The organism is Agromyces ramosus (assembly GCF_004216665.1).
GTDB lineage: Bacteria > Actinomycetota > Actinomycetes > Actinomycetales > Microbacteriaceae > Agromyces > Agromyces ramosus.
In genome coordinates, this window is record NZ_SGWY01000002.1 from 949,469 (window position 1) to 967,769 (window position 18,301).

Here is an 18,301-nt window from a genome sequence, read left to right on the forward strand (position 1 = left end):
CTCAGCCGCCGCTCGTGTCGAGCTCGGCGTCGACGAGGGTGGTGCGGTCGTGGCCGGCGAGCTCCTGCGATTCGAGCCAGCCCTCGGGCAGCGCCGGGTTCTTCGGCGTGCCCGCGCGCCCGCGCGGCCCCTCGGCGCCCTCACCGGGGTAGGGCATCGACCAGTCGAGCGTGCCGAGCAGGTCGTCGAGCTGGGCCAGCGACTCGACCGTCGCCAGCCTCGCCCGGAGCTCGCCGCCCACCGGGTAGCCCTTGAAGTACCAGGCCACGTGCTTGCGGATGTCGCGGCAGCCGCGCTCCTCGCTGTCGAAGAACTCCGTGAGCAGCTCGGCGTGACGGCGGAAGGTCTGCGCGACCTCGCCGAGCGAAGGGTGCGCGGTGGCCGACTCCCCGCGGAACGCCGCGGCGAGATCGCCGAAGAGCCAGGGCCGGCCGAGGCATCCGCGACCGACGACGACGCCGTCGCACCCGGTCTCGGCGACCATGCGCAGCGCGTCGTCGGCCGACCAGATGTCGCCGTTGCCGAGCACCGGAACCGACGTGACGGCCTGCTTGAGCCTCGCGATGGCCGACCAGTCGGCCTCGCCGGAGTAGAACTCGGCCGCGGTGCGCGCGTGCAGCGCCACCGCGGCGACCCCGGCACCCTCGGCGATGCGCCCGGCCTCGAGGTAGGTGAGGTGGTCGGCATCGATGCCCTTGCGCATCTTCACCGTGAGCGGGATGTCGCCCGCGGCGCGCACGGCGCCCTCGACGATGTCGCGGAACAGCCCGCTCTTCCACGGCAGCGCGGCTCCCCCGCCCTTTCGCGTGACCTTGGGCACGGGGCATCCGAAGTTCAGGTCGATGTGGTCGGCGCGGTCTTCGGCGACGAGCATCGTGACGGCCTCGGCGACCGTCCTGGGGTCGACGCCGTAGAGCTGTATCGAGCGCGACGTCTCGGACTCGTGGTGCGTGATGAGCCGCATCGACTCGGGCGTGCGCTCGACCAGCGCACGCGAGGTGATCATCTCGCTCACGTACAGCCCGGCGCCGAACTCGCGGCACAGCCGGCGGAACGCCGTGTTGGTGATGCCGGCCATGGGTGCGAGCACGACGGGCACGTCGAGATCGAGGTCGCCGATCGTGAGCGGAGCGGCCGGAAGCGTGGAGGAAGCGGACATCACCGTCGATTCTCCCAGAGATACGGGGCTCGTCGCCCGCCGCGGCGTCCCGCGCCTAGGATTCCGAGGAGGACGAGGTGTGGAGGGCGAGATGACCGAGAGCGGGCCGACCGGCGCCGAGCGGGTGCGAGCGGATGCCGCGGCGCGCGGCCTCGACGTCGAGATCATCACCCGCCCGCCCGCCCGGAGCCTCGAGGAGGCGGCCGACCTGCTCGGCATCACGCCGGGCGACATCGTGAAGTCCCTCGTCGTCAAGCGCAGCGACGACACCTACGTGTTCGCGCTCGTTCCCGGGGGCCGCAAGATCTCGTGGCCGAAGCTGCGCAGCCTCCTGGGAGTGAACAAGCTGCAGCTGCCGGATGCCTCGCTCGCCCTCGCGGCCACCGGCTACGAGCGCGGCACCATCACCCCGCTGGGCTCGACCACGGCGTGGCCCGTCGTCGTCGACGCCACGATCCCCGGACGCCGGGTGTCGATGGGCGCGGGCGAGCACGGGCGGAGCCTGTGGGTCGAGGCCGACGAGCTCATCCGCGCCCTCGACGCGACGGTCGCGGACATCACCGAGCCGGAGTAGGACCCCGCTCAACGAGGTGGGACCGCGACCCCACGACCGGTACGAGACCTACCCGCCTGCCGACGGAACGGCCCCCGGCTCGGCGCCGGCATCCGTGACGCCCGGCACGAAGCAGACGTCGCCCTCGCAGACGACCCCCTCGCCACCGAGCATCGTGAACGACGCGGGCCCCTCGCTCACGCCGCGACCCCGTCGCGCTCGCCGGCGACCTGCGTCAGCACCTGCGCGAACACCTCTGCGGGCTGCGCACCCGAGACGCCGTACTTGCCCTCGAACACGAAGAAGGGCACCCCGTTGATGCCGTAGGCGCCGGCCTGGGCGATGTCGGCCTGCACCGCGGAACCGTATCGGCCCGACTCGAGCGCCTCGCGCGCGGCATCCGCGTCGAGCCCGACCTCGACCGCGAGCTCGACGAGCTCGTCGATGCGGCCCACGTGCCGGCCCTCGGTGAAGTAGGCACGGAACAGCCGCTCCGACAGCTCGAGCTGTCGACCCTGCGCCTTCGCGAAGTGCAGCAGCTCGTGCGCCTTCAGCGTCTTCGTGTGCTGCAGGGCGTCGAAGTCGTAGTCGAGGCCCGCGTTCGCGGCGACGCCCGTCACGTGCTGCAGCATCTGCTGCACGCGTTCGGCAGGCAGTCCCTTGTGCCCGGCGAGGAAGTCGACCTCCGAGCCCTCGAAATCGACCGGGGTGTCGGGCGCGAGCTCGAACGAGTGGTACTCGATCTCCACCTCGGGCGCGTCGGCGCCGAGCGCAGCGATGCCGCCCTCGAGGTGGCGCTTGCCGATGTAGCACCACGGGCAGGCGATGTCGGACCAGATGTCGATCTTGATGGGGGACGTCACGACGAAGGGCAACCCGGCTCCATGCGTTCGTATTCCCCGAGCGGCCGACGTCGCGGCGGTGTCAGGCGCTCGGGGCGTCGATCGCCCCGCCGAAGCGGCGATTGCGGGCCGCGTACCGTTCGATCGCCTCCCACAGGTCGGTGCGGGAGAAATCGGGCCAGAGCGTGTCGAGGAACACCATCTCGGCGTAGGCCGACTGCCACAGCATGAAGTTCGACGTGCGCTGCTCGCCAGAGCTGCGGACGAACAGGTCGACGTCGGGCAGCTCGGGCACGTACAGCCGCTTCGCGATGAGCTTCTCCGACACCGCCGACGGCGTGATGCGACCGGATGCCACGTCGTCGGCGATCGACCGCACCGCATCCGTGATCTCGTTGCGGCCGCCGTAGTTGACGCACATCGTGAGGGTCAGCGTGTCGTTGCCGGCGGTGAGCTGCTCGGCGTACTGCAGCTCGTTGATGACCGACGCCCACAGGCGCGGCCGGCGCCCGGCCCACCGGATGCGGACGCCCCACTCGTTGAGCTGGTCGCGCCGCCGGTGCAGCACGTCGCGGTTGTAGCCCATGAGGAACCGCACCTCGTCGGGCGACCGCTTCCAGTTCTCGGTCGAGAACGCGTAGACCGAGAGGTGCTTCACGCCCGCCTGCACCGCGCCCGCCACGACGTCGAGCAGGGCCGCCTCCCCCGCCTTGTGCCCCTCGATGCGCGTGAGGCCGCGGCGGTTCGCCCAGCGACCGTTGCCGTCCATGACGATCGCCACGTGGTTCGGCACGGAACCCCTGGGGAAGTCGGGCGGATACCGGCCCGTCCAGTCGAGGGGCCGATAGGGCACGGCGTCGCGATGCGTGTAGGGCTTGGGGCTCACGTGGCGGTCGTTTCTCTGGAGACGTGCGGCAGCGAGCGGAGGCCGCGCTCGAGGTGCCACTGGGTGTAGGCGGCGACGATGCCGCTCGCCTGGTTGCGATCGGACGTGCCCGCCGCCTCGGCGAAGGCCCACTCGCCCGACAGCAGCGCACCGAGCAGCGCGACCGTCGAGCGGGCGATGCGAGGGGTTCCGGGCGGCGCGCAGTCGTCGCAGACGACGCCGCCGAGCTGCACGACCACCGCCGTGTGCTCCCCGGCCTTGCCGCACCGGGCGCAGTCCTGGAAGCTCGGCGCCCAGCCGGCGAGGGCCAGCGCCCGCAGCAGGTAGGAGTCGAGGGTGAGGCTCGCGCCGTGCTCGCGCCGGGCGAGCGAACGGAGGGCCCCCACGAGCAGGAGGTACTGCTGCAGCGACCCCTCGGCCTCGGTGAGCTTGTCGGCGGCCTCGACCATGGCGTTCGCGGCCGTGTACGAGGCGTAGTCCTGCGTGATCTCGGCGCCGTAGGACCCGAGCGACTCGGCCTGCGTCACGATGTCGAGGGAGCGGCCCTCGTACAGCTGCAGGTCGGCCACCATGAACGGCTCGAGTCGCGCCCCGAACTTCGAACCCGTGCGTCGCACGCCCTTCGCGACCGCGCGCACCTTGCCGTGCCGTCGCGTCAGCAGCGTGAGGATGCGGTCGGCCTCGCCCAGCTTGTGGGTGCGCAGCACGACGGCTTCATCTCGGTAGACCGGCACCTGTCGATTCTCCCATCCCGCGCCCACCCCACGGCCCGATGTCACGCGGATGTCGCGCCCGCACGCTCGTGGTTCACTGGTGCCGTGGCATCCGCGCTCTTCGTCATTCCCCTGTGGCTCGACCTCACCGCCGTCGCGATCGGCGCCATCCAGGGCGCCATGTTCGCGGCGCGGCTCACCGAACGACGGATCGACCTGCTCGGCGTCGCGCTCATCGGCGTGATCGTCGGACTCGGCGGCGGCCTCATGCGCGACATCCTGCTGAACCAGCTGCCCGCGGCGATCTCCGACAACTGGTACATCCCGATCGCGACCGCGGCGGCACTGCTCGGGATGCTCCTGCTGCGGGTCTTCACCCGGCTGAACGGACTCATCATCGCGCTCGACGCCGTCACGATCGGGCTCTTCGGCGCGATCGGCACCTCGAAGGCACTCGCGTACGGCGTGCCGGTGGTGCCCGCGGTCTTCGTCGGGGTGCTCTCGGCCGTCGGCGGCTCGATCCTGCGCGACGTGGCGCTCAACCTGCCCATCGCGCTCATGCACGTCGGCTCCCTCTACGCGGTCGCCGCGACGGCCGGCACGACCCTCCTCGTCGTCCTCGTCGCCGTCGACGTCAACATCGTCGTCGCCGGGACGGCGTGCGTCATCGTCACGACGCTCATCCGCCTGGGCTCCGTGCGCTTCGGCTGGAGCCTGCCCGAGCAGCGGGCGCTGGGCAGCTGGCGGGTGTGGCGGCGCGCCTGACGCGCGGGCACGACAGACGGATGCCGCGGCACTGCGACGGCGGACGACGGATGCCGCGCGCCGGCGAGCGGCCGCGGCATCCGTGCACCGTCAGACCGCGACGACCTCGCGGGCCTTCTCGGCGGCGACCGTGCCGCGCAGCGCGCGATTCACGGCGGAGACGACGGCCTTGAGCGATGCGGTCGAGATGTCGGCGTCGATGCCCACGCCCCAGAGCACGCGGCCCTCGACCTCGAGCTCGACGTAGGCCGCCGCCTGCGAGTCGCCGCTCGCGGCCAGCGTGTGCTCGACGTAGTCGCGGAGCTTCACGTCGACGCCCTCGGCGCCGAGCACGGCGAGGAAGGCCGAGATGGGCCCGTTGCCGCTCACGTCGGCCTCGATGCGCTCGTCGCCGTCGCGCAGTCCGACGCGAACGTTGACGACGCCGTCGAGTGCGCTCTCGGTGCGCAGCGACAGCAGCTCGAAGCGGCCCCACTTCGCCTCGGGCCGATCGGCCGGTGCGGGCAGGTACTCGTCGTTGAAGACGCGCCAGATCTCGTCGCTCGAGACCTCGCCGCCCTCGGCATCCGTCTTCGCCTGCACGACGCCCGAGAACTCGATCTGGAGCCGGCGCGGCAGGTCGAGCGAATGGTCGTTCTTCAGCAGGTAGGCCACGCCGCCCTTGCCGGACTGGGAGTTGACGCGGATCACGGCCTCGTAGCTGCGGCCGAGGTCCTTCGGGTCGACCGGCAGGTAGGGCACCGCCCACTGGAGCTCGTCCACCGTGACGCCACGGCGCTCGGCGTCGGCCTCCATCGCCTCGAAGCCCTTCTTGATCGCATCCTGGTGCGATCCGCTGAACGCCGTGTACACGAGGTCGCCGGCCCACGGGCTGCGCTCGTGCACGGCCAGCTGGTTGCAGTACTCGGCGGTGCGCTTGACCTCGTCGACGTCGGAGAAGTCGATCTGCGGGTCGATGCCCTGCGTGAACAGGTTGATGCCGAGCGCGACCAGGTCGACGTTGCCGGTGCGCTCGCCGTTGCCGAAGAGGCATCCCTCGATGCGGTCGGCCCCCGCCATGTAGCCGAGCTCCGCCGCGGCGATCGCGGTGCCCCGGTCGTTGTGCGGGTGCAGCGACAGGATGACATTCTCGCGGTGGGCGAGGTGTCGGCTCATCCACTCGATCGAATCGGCGTAGACGTTCGGCGTGGCCATCTCGACGGTCGCCGGCAGGTTGATGATCACCTTGCGCTCGGGCGTCGGCTCGAAGACCTCGATCACCTGGTTGCAGACGTCGACGGCGAACTCGAGCTCGGTGCCGGTGTAGCTCTCGGGCGAGTACTCGTAGTACACGGTCGTGCCCGGGACGGAAGCCTCCATCTTGCGACAGGTGCGCGCCCCGTGCAGGGCGATGTCGATGATGCCCTGCCGGTCGGTGCGGAACACGACCTCGCGCTGCAGCACGCTCGTGGAGTTGTAGAGGTGCACGATCGCCTGCCTGGCGCCCGCGATCGACTCGTACGTGCGCTCGATGAGGTGGTCTCGCGCCTGCGTCAGCACCTGGATCGTGACATCGTCGGGGATCGCGCCCTCCTCGATGAGGCTGCGCACGAAGTCGAAGTCGGTCTGGCTGGCGCTCGGGAAGCCGACCTCGATCTCCTTGTAGCCCATGCGCACGAGCAGGTCGAACATGATGCGCTTGCGCTCGGGGCTCATCGGGTCGATGAGGGCCTGGTTGCCGTCGCGCAGGTCGACGGCGCACCAGCGCGGGGCCTTCTCGATGCGCTGGGACGGCCACGTGCGATCGGGCAGTTCGACGCGGATCTGCTCGTGGAACGGGCGGTATCGATGCACGGGCATCGACGACGGCTTCTGGGTGTTCTGCATGGGGTGCTCTTCTCGCTTGTTCGGATGGATTCAGCCGACGACGAACTCCGCAGCGAGGGAGGCCTGGGTTAGGACTCGCTGCGGCAGCTAAGGAGAAGCAGGCCGTGAAGCACGAGCCAAGGCTAACACCCGGGGCGCCCGGGGGCGCAACCATGACGAACGGGCGGATGCCGCAGCCATGCGGCATCCGCCCGTCGACGTGTCGCGGCGAGCCCTACTCGACCGCCAGCGCGACGACCGGGGCGACCCGCATCGCCCGCCTGGCCGGGGCGATCGAGGCGACGAGCGTGAGCGCGCCGGCCGCGACCAGGAGCACGCCGAACATGACCCACGGAATCCCGGGGAGCACGAACGCGGGTTCCCCCTGCGCGCCGCCGAGCAGCGCCTGCGCCCCCGCCCATCCGTAGCCGAAGCCCAGCACGATGCCGGCGACCGTCGCGGCGAGCGTCAGGGCGGCGCTCTCGGCGATGATCATGCGGCGCAACTGGCGCCGCTCGAAGCCCAGCGCCCGCAGCAGGCCGAGCTCCCGCGTGCGCTGCAGGACGCTGAGGGACAGCGTGTTCACCATGCCGATCGCGGCGATGAGGGCGCTGAAGCCGATGAGCACCGTGAAGACGGTCACCGTGACGTCCAGCATCTCGTCGACGCCGGCGTACACCTCGGGGTGCGCCTGCTGCGCCGCGAGGATCATCGCGCGATACGACTCCATCGTCACGGCGAACGTGGTCACGAGGGTCACGCCGATCACGAGGCCGATCGTCATCCGCGAGCTCCGCTCGGGGTGGCGCACCGCGTTCTCCGCCGCGAGGCGTGCGGCCGGCGAGCTGCCCAGGATACGTCCGACGAAGCGCAGCACGGGAGGCATGACGACGTGGGCCCCGAGCACGATGCCGGTGAACGACACGATCCCCCCGACCATGCCGACGAGCACGCCGTAGGGCTCCGTGAGTCCCCACACCACGCCGGCGGCGAGCAGGGCGACGCCCACGAGGAACAGCACGAGGGCGATGACGTTGCGTGCACGGCGACGCCCGAGCTCCTCGCGGTCCTGCTCGTGCGAGTTGCCGATCGCCTGGATCGGCCGCACCCGCAGCACGCGCCGCGAGCCGACCCAGGAGGCCAGCCACGTCGTGATCACGACGGCGACCGCGGGCAGCACGACGGCGGGGTTGAGGTAGTCGTAGTCGGTCGGGGGCATGAGGTCGTTCGCCACGGCCACCCGGTCGAGCGCGTACGCCGCGCCCGTGCCGGCCACGACGCCGGCAGCGGCGCCGGCGACGCCGAGGAGGAGGCCCTCCCTCGCGATGTGCGCGCGCTGGGCGCGTGCGCTCGAGCCGATGAGGCGCAGCAGGGCGATGAGCCTGGTGCGGCCGGCCACCACGGTCGCGACGGTGTTCGCCGTGACGATCGCACTCACGTACACCGCGATGACGATGAACACCGTCGCCACGAGGGCGAGCAGGAGCGCGACCGTGGCGCTCCCGCCGGTCACGTCGTCCGCCGCGATCGCCGCGCCGAGGAGGCCGGTCACGTGCAGCAGCGCCACGCCGAACGTGCCGGCGAGCGCCGCCACCAGGAGCGTCGGCCACTGGTCCTTCAGGCGGGTGCGCATCACGCCGCGACCTCCATCGACAGCATGTAGGCGGAGATCTCCTCCGCCGACGAGCGCGCCGCGTCCCGCACGATGCGCCCGTCGGCGAGGAAGAGGATGCGGTCGGCATGGCTCGCGGCGACGGGATCGTGCGTCACCATCGCGATCGACTGGCCGTACCGTGCGCTCGCGATGGCGAGGAGCCCGAGCACCTCGCGCCCCGTGCGCGAGTCGAGGTTGCCGGTGGGCTCGTCGGCGAACACGAGGTCGGGTCGGGTCGCCAGTGCCCTGGCGATGGCGACGCGCTGCTGCTGGCCGCCCGAGAGCTCGTACGGCCGATGGCGCAGGCGCGCGCCGAGCCCGAGCGCGCCGACGAGCTCGTCGATCCACGCCTGCTCCTCGCCGCTCGGCCGGCGGCCGTCGAGCTCGAACGGCAGGAGCACGTTGCCGCGCACGTCGAGGGTCGGCACGAGGTTGAACGACTGGAACACGAAGCCGACGCGACGACGCCGCAGCACCGTGAGCGCCGAGTCGGAGAGCTCCGTGATCTCGGTGTCGCCGAGCCACGCGCGGCCGGCGGTGGGCGAGTCGAGCCCGGCCATGATGTGCATGAGCGTCGACTTGCCCGAGCCCGACGGGCCCATGATGGCGGTGAACTCGCCCCGGCGGAGGCCGAGCGAGACGTCGTCGAGCGCCGTGACCGAGCCGGCGCCGTGCCCGTAGCGCTTGCCGAGGCCCGTGACGCGGGCGATGAGACCGAGGTCGGAGGGTTGGATCTGCATGTCGACGACGCTACGGGCGGCGGCGCGGGCGCGGCATCCGGCCACCGGATGGTTCGACGTCATCCTGCGGGATGACGTCGGGGCGTCACCCGGCCAGGTCGTGCTGGTACGCGAACACCACGAGCTGCACGCGGTCCCGCAGCGAGAGCTTCGCGAGGATGCGGCTCACGTGCGTCTTCACGGTGGCCTCGGAGAGGTACTCGGATGCCGCGATCTCGCCGTTCGACAGGCCGCGAGCCGCGAGCGCGAAGATCTCGCGCTCGCGCGGCGTGAGCTCCGACCAGGCGGCCGGAGCGGGACGCCGTCCCGAGCCTCGGCCGACGTGCGCGAACAGCTGGCGGGTGGCGTTCGCCGCGATCACCTGGTTGCCCTGGTGCACCGTGCGGATCGCCGCGAGCAGGAACTCGGGGTCGGCGTCCTTCAGCACGAAGCCGCTCGCGCCCGCCCGGATCGCGCGGGCGGCGTTCTCGTCGAGGTCGAACGTGGTGAGCACGAGGATGCGCGGCGGCGGGCGGCCGTCGCGATCCGCGTCCGCGATGATGCGCTCGGTCGCGGCGATGCCGTCCTGCAGCGGCATCCGCACGTCCATGAGCATCACGTCGGGCCGTGCGCGCGCGGCGAGGTCGACGGCCGCCACCCCGTCACCCGCCTCACCGGCCACCTCGAGGTCGGCCTGCGACTCGACGAGCATGCGGACACCCGCACGGAAGAGGGCCTGGTCGTCGACCAGCGCCACCCGGATGCCGCTCAAGTCGGCCGCCCCGGCTGCACGGGGATGCGCGCACGCACCCGGAACATCCCGTCGTCGCCGGCTTCGGCGCTGAGTCGCCCGCCGGCGAGCTGGGCGCGCTCGCGCATGCCCGGGATGCCGTGCCGGATCCCGTGGGACTCGCCCGTCGCGGCATCCGCCCGGATGGCGTTGACGACCTCGAGGTCGACGCCGCCGTCGTCCCAGGTCAGTCGCAGCTCGACGGGGGCCGTCGCGTCGCCGTGGCGCAGGGCGTTGGTGAGGCCCTCCTGGGCGATGCGGTAGACCGCGATCTGATGTCCGGTGCCGAGCGCGAGCCGGTCGCCCGACTCGGCGAACCGCACGTCGAGGCCCGCTGCGCGCACGCGGTCGAGCAGTCCCTCGAGGTCGTCGAGCACGGGCTGCGGTGCGTCCGTCTCGTCGTGGCGGAGCTCGGCGAGCAGCACGCGCACGTCGCCCAGCGCGCCGCGGGCGACCCCCGCGATCGTGTCGAGCGCGCCAGCCGCCGTCTCGGGCCGGGTGCGTGCGGCGAACCGCGCGCCGTCGGCCTGCGCGATGACGACCGCGAGCGAGTGGGCCACCACGTCGTGCATGTCGCGGGCGATGCGGTTGCGCTCCTGCTCCACGGCGTACCGGTACTCGACGAGGGCGCGCTCGCGGTTGGCGATGTCCTCGCGGCGCCGCACCTCGCGCGAGTCGCGCACCGAGCGGGCGAGCAGGCCCGCGGTCCACGCGAGGACGAGCACGGCGATCGACGCGACGAACAGGAACCCGAGGAGGAACGTCAGGCCGAACGCGTCGCCCGGCGCGGCGATGAACGCCGCACCGCCGAGCGCCGGCTTCAGGACGCCGAGGTACACCGTCGCCACCACGGCACCGGCGCCGGCGCTCGCGAGGCCGGCCCACTTCACGACGCGACCTCCGTGCGCGGCCGTGGAGTACAGCACGCCGAGCACGGCCGCGTCGTACAACTGGAGGTCGCGCAGGGCGACCATCTGCAGCACCGCCGCCGCCCAGGCGACGCCGAGCGACCACGCGGGCGAGAGCCGCCGGATCGCGAGCGCCCCGACGAAGGCGACGAGGACCACCAGGTCGACGGCGTCGCCCAGGAGCGCGAACGGGAGGCAGCAGAGCCCGAACACGACGGCGAGGACGACGTCGGTCGTCAGCCTGCCGCGGCTCAGGGAGGTGCGCACCGAACCACCGTACGCGGTGCCGCGACCGCCTTCCCGCGCGGCCGCGCGGAATCATCCTCGAGTCGTACGCCCTGGTGCCGCCCGCCGCCGACGGTCGGGCCGCAGGAGGTCAGAACCCGAGGCGCCCGAGCTGCTTGGGATCGCGCTGCCAGTCCTTCGCCACCTTCACGTGCAGGGCGAGGTAGACCTTGCGGCCGAGGAGGTGCTCGATCTGCGCGCGCGCGGTCGCCCCCACCTCGCGGAGGCGGGACCCGCCCTTGCCGATGATGATGCCCTTCTGGCTGTCGCGCTCGACGTAGAGGTTCGCGTACACCTCGACGAGGTCCTTGTCGTCGCGCTCGATCATGTCGTCGACCGTGACCGCGATGGAGTGGGGCAGCTCGTCGGACACGCCCTCGAGTGCAGCCTCGCGGACGTACTCGGCGATGCGCTCGGTGACGTCCTCGTCGGTGAGCGTCTCGGCCGGGTACAGGGCGTGCTCCGCGGTCGGCATGAGCGCGAGCAGCTCGTCGACGAGCACGTCGAGCTGCTCCCCCTTCGGCGCCGACACCGGGATGATGGCCGCCCATTCGCGCAGCTCCGACACCGCGAGCAGCTGCTCGGCGACCTTGGCCTTCGACGTGGCATCCGTCTTCGTGACGATCGCGACCTTCCTCGCGTTCGGGTACTGGTCGAGCTGCTCGTTGATGTAGCGGTCGCCCGGCCCGACCGCCTCGTTCGCCGGCACGCAGAACGCGATGACGTCGACGTCGCCGAGGGTCGACTGCACGAGCGTGTTGAGGCGCTCGCCGAGGAGCGTGCGCGGGCGATGCAGTCCCGGGGTGTCGACGAGGATGAGCTGCCCGTGCTCGCGGTGCACGATCCCGCGGATGGCGCGTCGCGTGGTCTGCGGCTTCGAGCTCGTGATCGCCACCTTCTCGCCGACGAGCGCGTTCGTGAGGGTCGACTTGCCGACGTTGGGGCGTCCGACGATCGAGACGAATCCGGCCCGGTACTCAGCCACGGTGGTTCCTTCCTTCGAGCTCGCCCGGGTCGAAGGCCGACTGGGCGTCGATCAGCGCCTGATCGCGTTCGACGAGGATGGTGGCGATGCGCTTGCGCCGGCCCTCGGTGCGCTCGGCCTCGAGGATCAGCCCCGACACGGTCACGCGCTCCCCCGGCTGCGGCAGCCGCCCGAGCTCCTTCGCGAGCAGCCCGCCTGCCGAGTCGACGTCCTCGTCCTCGAGGTCGAGGCCGAACAGCTCGCCGAGCTCGTCGACGGGCAGCCGCGCGTTCACGCGGTAGCGTCCGCCGCCGAGGTCCTCCACCTGGGCGGCCTCGCGGTCGTACTCGTCGGAGATGTCGCCGACGAGCTCCTCGATCAGGTCCTCGAGGGTCACGAGACCGGCGATGCCGCCGTACTCGTCGACGACCATCGCGAGGTGGTTCGACTCCAGCTGCATCTTGCGCAGCAGCGCGTCGGCCTTCATCGAGTCGGGCACGAACACGGCAGGCCGCACGAGCTCGCCGACGGTGAGCCCCTCGGCGTCGAGCGGTCGTTCGAAGCCGAGCCTGGCGAGGTCGCGCAGGTAGAGGATGCCGGTGACGTCGTCGGCGTCGCGCTCGATCACGGGGATGCGCGAGTACCCGGCCCTGAGGAACAGCGCCATCGCCTGCTGCAGGTGCGCCGACGCGTCGATCGTGACCATGTCGGTGCGCGGCACCATCACCTCGCGCACGACCGTGTCGTTGAACTCGAAGATCGAGTGGATGAGCTCGCGGTCGCCCTCCTCGAGCACGTCGAGCTCGGTGGCCTCGTCGACCATGCTCAGCAGCTGCTCCTCGCTCGAGACGCCCGCGAAGCGGATGCGGCCGGGGGTCACCCGGTTGCCGAGCGACACGAGGGCGTTCGCGAGCGGACCGAGGAGCACGCGCAGGAAGTGGACGAGCGGCGCGGTCAGCCGCAGCACGGTCGCGGCATGCGCCCGACCCACGCTCCTCGGGCTCGCGCCGACGAGCACGAAGGAGACCGCCGTCATGATGAGCGCGGAGTACAGCAGCACGAGCCACACGTTGTCGAGGAAGGACGTGAAGGCGAGGGTCACGAGCACGGCCGCGGTCGTCTCCGCGATGATGCGCATGAAGTTCACGGCGTTGACGTGCGCGCCGGTGTCGTCGGCAATGGCGAGCAGCGACCGCCGGGCCCGGGCGCCGAACGCGAGCTCGGTGACATCCGCCCGGCTGGAGACCCCGAGGGCTGCGTCGACCGCGGCCATGAGACCGCCGAACGCGACGAGCACGAACGCGGCGCCGAGGAAGAGCCAGGGCTGCATGGTCAGCGGCGTCGCTCCTGCATCGCGAAGCCGACGAGGAGGTCGCGCTGGACGCCGAACATCTCCTTCTCCTCAGCGGGCTCGGCGTGGTCGAAGCCGAGCAGGTGCAGGATGCCGTGCGTCGTGAGCAGGAGCAGTTCGTCGATGAGCGGATGCCCCGCGCTCCTCGCCTGCGCCTCGGCGACCTGCGGGCACAGCACGACGTCGCCCAGCAGCCCAGGAGGCGCCGGCTGGTCCTCGGTGCCGGGGCGGAGCTCGTCCATGGGGAAGCTCAGCACGTCGGTGGGACCGGGCTCGTCCATCCACTGCACGTGCAGCTGCTCCATCGCGCCCTCGTCGACGAGCACGATCGCGAGCTCGGCGTCGGGGTGCACGTGCATCGCGTCGAGCGCATAGACCGCGAGGCGCTGCAGCGCGGCCTCGTCGACCGCGACGGCGGATTCGTTGTTGACCTCGATGCTCACGCCTTGCCACCCTTCCTGGGCAGGTGATCGCGCGGCGCGGCGTGGCCCCGTCGCTCGGCGCGGTTGGCGAACTCGCGCGCCTGGTCGCGCTCGAACCGCTGCGCCTGCGTGCGCTGGTCGTACTCGGTGTAGGCGTCGACGATGCGGCCGACGAGGCTGTGGCGCACGACGTCGTCGCTCGTGAGGCGGACGAAGTGGATGTCGTCGACGTGGTCGAGGATGCGGGTCACGAGGCGCAGCCCGCTCGCGCCGCCTGGCAGGTCGATCTGGGTGATGTCGCCCGTCACCACCATCTTCGAGCCGAAGCCGAGGCGCGTGAGGAACATCTTCATCTGCTCGGGCGTGGTGTTCTGCGCCTCGTCGAGCACGACGAACGAGTCGTTCAGCGTGCGGCCGCGCATGTAGGCGAGCGGCGCCACCTCGACGGTGCCCGCCGCGAGGAGCTTCGGGACCATCTCGGGGTCCATCATCTCGTTGAGCGCGTCGTAGAGCGGACGGAGGTACGGGTCGATCTTGTCGGTGAGCGTGCCGGGCAGGAATCCGAGCCGCTCTCCGGCCTCGACGGCGGGACGGGTCAGGATGATGCGGCTGACCTCCTTGCGCTGCAGCGCCTGGACGGCCTTCGCCATGGCCAGGTAGGTCTTGCCGGTGCCGGCGGGGCCGATGCCGAACACGATGGTGTTCTCGTCGATCGCGTCGACGTACTCGCGCTGGCCCTCGGTCTTGGGGCGGATCGTCCGGCCGCGCGCGGAGACGATCACCTGTCCGAGCAGTTCGGACGGCTTGGCATTGGGATCGGCATCGAGCATTCGGGCCGAGCTCCTCACTTCGGTGGGTGTCGGATCCTGGCCGGCTCGCACGAGCTCCAGGAGTTCTTCGATGAGGCGGCGCACCCGGTTGCGCTCGTCGGCGTCGCCGCGGATCGCGATCTCGTTGCCGCGCACGTGCACCTCGACGCCCGGGTACTCGTGCTGGATCGACGTGAGCAGGCGATCCTGGGGGCCGAGGAGCCGCACCATCGCGATGCCGTCGATGCGGAGTCGCACCTCGTCGTCGCGGACGGGCTGCGACGCAGCCGCGTCGGGACCCTGCGGATCAGCCGGCAAGCGATGCCTCCTCGAGGCCGCCCGCGAGGACGTGGGCGTGCACGTGGAAGATGGTCTGCCCGGCCCCTCCGCCGGTGTTGAAGATGAGCCGGAAGTCGCCGTCGGAGAGGTCGGCGGCGATGCCGCGGGCGACCGCGACCAGCTCCGCGAGCAGCTCGGGGTCGCCTTCGGCGAGTTCGACGACGTCGCGGTAGTGGCCCTGCTTAGGGGTCACGACGACGTGCACGGGCGCCTTCGGGGCGATGTCGTGGAACGCGATGACCCGGTCGGTCTCCGCCACGATCTGCGCGGGGATCTCACGCGCGGCGATCCGCTCGAAGAGCGTCGGCTCGGCAGCGGACTCGGTCATCCTCCCATCGTAGCGAGGGATGACTCACCACCGCCCGAGCGCGACGTTCAGCACCGCGATGGCGGCGGGCCCCGCGGTGGACGTGCGCAGCACGGATGCCCCGAGCCGCACGGGTTCCGCGCCGGCGGCGACGAGTCGCTCCAGCTCGACGGGCGCGATGCCGCCCTCGGGTCCGACGACGAGCGCGAGGTCGCGGCCGTCGGGCCGGACGTCGGTGAGCGCGATCGCGGCGGTCGGCTCGAGGAGGAGCATCCGGCTGCCGTCGAGTGCCGTCGCCAGGCCGGCGGTCGGGGTCACGGGCGCGACGGGCGGCAGCCACGACCGGATCGACTGCTTCACGGCCTCGCGCACGATCGTCGCCCAGCGCTGGCGGCCCTTCTCGGCCTTCGGACCCTCCCAGCGCGAGACGGAGCGCGCGGCGGCCCACGGCACGATCGCGTCGACGCCGAGCTCGGTGGCCGCCTGCACCGCCAGCTCGTCGCGGTCGCCCTTCGCGAGCGCCTGGACGAGCGTGATGCGCGGAGTCGGCGGCGCCTCGATCACGATGTCGTCGGCCTCGAGCGCGAGCTCGCGCGGGCCGGTCGAGGTCACCACGCCGTGCACGACGATGCCGCGGCCGTCGCCGATCGCGATCCGCTCGCCGGCGCGCACCCGGGACACGGTGACGGCGTGCCGCGCCTCATCGCCCGAGAGCTGCACGACGGCGCCCGGCGCGAGCCCGGCGAGGTCGAGCGACTCGTCGAGGTAGAGGTGGCTCATCGCGGCATCCGTCAGCCGAGGAACCGGTCACGGAGGCGGGCGAAGAGCCCCTGCTGGAAGTGCGTGAGCTCGGGCGCGGGCGCCTTCTTCGACGCCGCGAACTGCTGCACCAGGTCGCGCTCCTTCGACGACAGCCTGGTGGGCGTCACGACCTGCACGCCGATCTTCAGCTCGCCGCGACCCGTGCCGCGGAGCCTCGTGACCCCGCGGTCCTTCACGGTGAGGATCTCGCCGCTCTGCAGCCCCGGCCGGAGCTCGACGTCGACGTCGCCGTCGAGCGCGGGGATCGTCGTGTGCGCGCCGAGGATGGCGTCGGTCATGGCCACCTCGAGCGTGCAGAGCAGGTCGTCGCCGTTCCGGCTGAAGACGTCGTGGTTGCGCACCTTGATCTCGAGGTACAGGTCGCCGTTGGGGCCGCCGGCTGGGCCCGACTCGCCGGAACCCGGCATCTGCAGGCGGACGCCGGTGTCGACGCCCGCGGGGATGTCGACCGGCACGGTGCGGCGGGCGCGCACGCGGCCCTGGCCCTGGCACGTGACGCACGGCGTCGCGATGATGGTGCCGTAGCCGCGGCAGCTGCCGCACGGGCTCGACGTCATGACGTTGCCGAGGAGGGACCGCACGGAACGCTGGATCGACCCGGTGCCGTGGCAGATGTCGCACGTCACCGGCGAGGTGCCGGGCTGGCAGCAGGATCCGTGGCACGTGTCGCACGTGACGGCCGTGTCGACCTCGATGTCGCGGTGGGTGCCGAAGATCACCTCGTCGAGGCCGACCTCGACGCGGATGAGCGCGTCCTGGCCGCGCTCGCGCCGCGAGCGGGGACCTCGGGTCTGCTGGCCGGCGCCGAAGAACGTCTCGAAGATGTCGCCGAACCCGCCGAAGCCCTGGCCGCCGAAGCCGGCCTGGCCGCCGCCGAGGTCGTACTGCTGGCGCTGCTTGGGGTCGGAGAGCACGTCGTACGCGTGCGTCACGGCCTTGAACCGCTCGGATGCCTCGGCACCCGGGTTCACGTCGGGGTGGAGTTCGCGCGCCAGGCGGCGGTACGCCTTCTTGATCTCGTCGGGGGTGGCGTCACGCGAGACGCCGAGGACCTCGTAGTGGTCTGCCACGGAGGGCGTGTCCTTTCGATTGCCGGATGCCGGTGCGATTCGGCAGCGGGAGTCAGCTCTCGCCGAGGGTGCGGGAGAGGTAGCGGGCGACGGCGCGGACGGCCGCCATGCTGTTGGAGTAGTCCATGCGGGTCGGGCCGACGACGCCGAGGCGCGAGATGTCGCGTCCGGGGATCTCGAACGCGCTCGAGACGATCGACGTCTCGCCGAGTCCGAACGAGGCGTTCTCGCGGCCGATCCGCACGGCGACCGCGTGCTCGTCGCCGGCCATCTCGCCGAAGAGCTTCAAGAGCTCGACCTGCTCCTCGATCGCCTCGATGACCCCGAGGATCGAACCGGCGAAGTCCTGCTCGGTTCGCACGAGGTTCGCGGCGCCGGCCACGACGAGGCGGTCCTGCCGCTGCGCACGTGCCTGCTCGGCGAGCGTCGCCGCCAGCGTGTGCGGCACGACCGCGTGACGGCGGTCGGTGCTGACGGCCTCGGCGCTCAACGCCTCGGCGGCCTCGGCCATCGTGCGGCCGCCCGCGATGTCGTTCAGCCGCACTCGCATGGCGGAGAGGGTCTCCTCGTCGACCGGCTGCTCGAGTTCGGCGAGGCGCTGCTCGACCTGGCCGGAGTCGGCGATCAGGATGCAGAGCACCCGATTCGGTGCGAGCGAGACGAGCTCGACGTGGCGCACGCGGGCGCTGCCGAAGCTCGGGTACTGCACCACGGCCAGCTGCTTGGTGAGCTGCGCGATGAGTCGCACGGTGCGGGCCAGCAGTTCGTCGAGGTCGCTCGACTCCCCCAGGAACGTCTCGATCGCCTGCCGCTGCGCGTGGCTGAGCGGGCGGACGTCGGTGAGCTGGTCGACGAAGACGCGGTAACCCTTGTCGGTGGGGATGCGGCCCGACGAGGTGTGCGGCGCCGCGATGAGCTCCTCCTCCTCGAGGAGCGCCATGTCGTTGCGGATCGTCGCGGCGGACACGCCGAACGCATGCCGCTCGACGATCGTCTTCGAGCCCACCGGCTCACGCGACGCTACGTAGTCCTGCACGATGGCCCGGAGCACCGCGAGACTGCGTTCGGAGACCATGGTCCTCGCTTCCCTCATCGCTT

The 18,301-nt window shown here is 71.6% G+C and carries 20 protein-coding genes; 2 read left to right on the plus strand and 18 right to left on the minus strand.

What is annotated here, in order from left to right:
- Position 1: 1 nt before the first annotated feature.
- Complete coding sequence (gene dusB / locus EV187_RS11050; RefSeq protein ID WP_130353069.1) at positions 2–1,159, minus strand: tRNA dihydrouridine synthase DusB; 1,158 nt, start codon at positions 1,157–1,159, stop codon at positions 2–4.
- Positions 1,160–1,250: 91 nt separating this feature from the next.
- Here dusB and EV187_RS11055 point away from each other — a divergent pair, with 91 nt between their 5' ends.
- Entirely contained in the window at positions 1,251–1,733 is a 483-nt protein-coding gene (locus tag EV187_RS11055; RefSeq protein WP_130353070.1) for an aminoacyl-tRNA deacylase, read from the plus strand.
- A 48-nt stretch (positions 1,734–1,781) separates the two neighbouring features.
- Here EV187_RS11055 and EV187_RS18875 read toward each other — a convergent pair whose 3' ends face one another.
- The 4 genes from EV187_RS18875 to recO all read right to left on the minus strand — a co-directional run bounded on the left by EV187_RS18875 (position 1,782) and on the right by recO (position 4,174).
- Complete coding sequence (locus EV187_RS18875) at positions 1,782–1,913, minus strand: hypothetical protein (RefSeq protein WP_278039357.1); 132 nt, start codon at positions 1,911–1,913, stop codon at positions 1,782–1,784.
- A complete protein-coding gene (locus EV187_RS11060) occupies positions 1,910–2,575 on the minus strand; it encodes a DsbA family oxidoreductase (RefSeq protein WP_130353071.1) in 666 nt (221 codons plus the stop codon). Before EV187_RS11060 ends, EV187_RS18875 begins: the two co-directional genes overlap by 4 nt.
- A gap of 61 nt (positions 2,576–2,636) precedes the next feature.
- Positions 2,637–3,440, minus strand: a complete 804-nt coding sequence (locus EV187_RS11065; protein ID WP_130353072.1) for an isoprenyl transferase — start codon at positions 3,438–3,440, stop codon at positions 2,637–2,639.
- Entirely contained in the window at positions 3,437–4,174 is a 738-nt protein-coding gene (recO, locus tag EV187_RS11070; RefSeq protein ID WP_130353073.1) for a DNA repair protein RecO, read from the minus strand. The genes EV187_RS11065 and recO overlap by 4 nt, the downstream gene beginning before the upstream one ends.
- Before the next feature lie 84 nt (positions 4,175–4,258).
- On the opposite strand from recO, the gene EV187_RS11075 reads away from it, so the two are divergent.
- On the plus strand, positions 4,259–4,918 hold the full coding sequence (locus EV187_RS11075; protein ID WP_130353074.1) for a trimeric intracellular cation channel family protein: 660 nt from the start codon (positions 4,259–4,261) through the stop codon (positions 4,916–4,918).
- Between the two features lie 90 nt (positions 4,919–5,008).
- Here the strand turns inward: EV187_RS11075 and leuA are convergent, their stop codons facing one another.
- The 13 genes from leuA to hrcA form a co-directional block, all read right to left on the minus strand.
- Positions 5,009–6,784, minus strand: a complete 1,776-nt coding sequence (gene leuA / locus EV187_RS11080; protein ID WP_130353075.1) for a 2-isopropylmalate synthase — start codon at positions 6,782–6,784, stop codon at positions 5,009–5,011.
- Between the two features lie 214 nt (positions 6,785–6,998).
- A complete protein-coding gene (locus EV187_RS11085) occupies positions 6,999–8,396 on the minus strand; it encodes an ABC transporter permease (RefSeq protein ID WP_130353296.1) in 1,398 nt (465 codons plus the stop codon).
- Entirely contained in the window at positions 8,396–9,157 is a 762-nt protein-coding gene (locus EV187_RS11090; RefSeq protein ID WP_130353076.1) for an ABC transporter ATP-binding protein, read from the minus strand. Before EV187_RS11090 ends, EV187_RS11085 begins: the two co-directional genes overlap by 1 nt.
- An 85-nt stretch (positions 9,158–9,242) precedes the next feature.
- Positions 9,243–9,908: a response regulator gene (locus tag EV187_RS11095; protein ID WP_130353077.1), complete on the minus strand. Its 666-nt coding sequence runs from the start codon at positions 9,906–9,908 to the stop codon at positions 9,243–9,245.
- Positions 9,905–11,101 carry a sensor histidine kinase gene (locus tag EV187_RS11100; RefSeq protein WP_130353078.1) on the minus strand — a complete coding sequence of 399 codons (1,197 nt, stop codon included), beginning with the start codon at positions 11,099–11,101 and terminating at the stop codon, positions 9,905–9,907. The genes EV187_RS11095 and EV187_RS11100 overlap by 4 nt, the downstream gene beginning before the upstream one ends.
- A gap of 109 nt (positions 11,102–11,210) precedes the next feature.
- Positions 11,211–12,104 carry a GTPase Era gene (gene era, locus EV187_RS11105; RefSeq protein WP_130353079.1) on the minus strand — a complete coding sequence of 298 codons (894 nt, stop codon included), beginning with the start codon at positions 12,102–12,104 and terminating at the stop codon, positions 11,211–11,213.
- Positions 12,097–13,413 (minus strand): hemolysin family protein, encoded by a 1,317-nt coding sequence (locus EV187_RS11110; RefSeq protein WP_130353080.1) that lies wholly within the window; start codon positions 13,411–13,413, stop codon positions 12,097–12,099. The genes era and EV187_RS11110 overlap by 8 nt, the downstream gene beginning before the upstream one ends.
- 2 nt (positions 13,414–13,415) lie before the next feature.
- Positions 13,416–13,877: an rRNA maturation RNase YbeY gene (gene ybeY, locus EV187_RS11115; RefSeq protein ID WP_130353081.1), complete on the minus strand. Its 462-nt coding sequence runs from the start codon at positions 13,875–13,877 to the stop codon at positions 13,416–13,418.
- On the minus strand, positions 13,874–14,896 hold the full coding sequence (locus EV187_RS11120; RefSeq protein ID WP_130353297.1) for a PhoH family protein: 1,023 nt from the start codon (positions 14,894–14,896) through the stop codon (positions 13,874–13,876). Before EV187_RS11120 ends, ybeY begins: the two co-directional genes overlap by 4 nt.
- A gap of 76 nt (positions 14,897–14,972) precedes the next feature.
- Positions 14,973–15,332 carry a histidine triad nucleotide-binding protein gene (locus tag EV187_RS11125; RefSeq protein ID WP_130353082.1) on the minus strand — a complete coding sequence of 120 codons (360 nt, stop codon included), beginning with the start codon at positions 15,330–15,332 and terminating at the stop codon, positions 14,973–14,975.
- 24 nt (positions 15,333–15,356) lie between these two features.
- Positions 15,357–16,091, minus strand: coding sequence for a 16S rRNA (uracil(1498)-N(3))-methyltransferase (locus EV187_RS11130; protein ID WP_130353083.1), 735 nt, complete (start codon positions 16,089–16,091; stop codon positions 15,357–15,359).
- Between the two features lie 11 nt (positions 16,092–16,102).
- A complete protein-coding gene (gene dnaJ / locus EV187_RS11135) occupies positions 16,103–17,203 on the minus strand; it encodes a molecular chaperone DnaJ (protein WP_130353084.1) in 1,101 nt (366 codons plus the stop codon).
- Positions 17,204–17,255: 52 nt separating this feature from the next.
- Positions 17,256–18,278 carry a heat-inducible transcriptional repressor HrcA gene (gene hrcA / locus EV187_RS11140; protein WP_130353298.1) on the minus strand — a complete coding sequence of 341 codons (1,023 nt, stop codon included), beginning with the start codon at positions 18,276–18,278 and terminating at the stop codon, positions 17,256–17,258.
- Positions 18,279–18,301 lie beyond the last annotated feature (23 nt).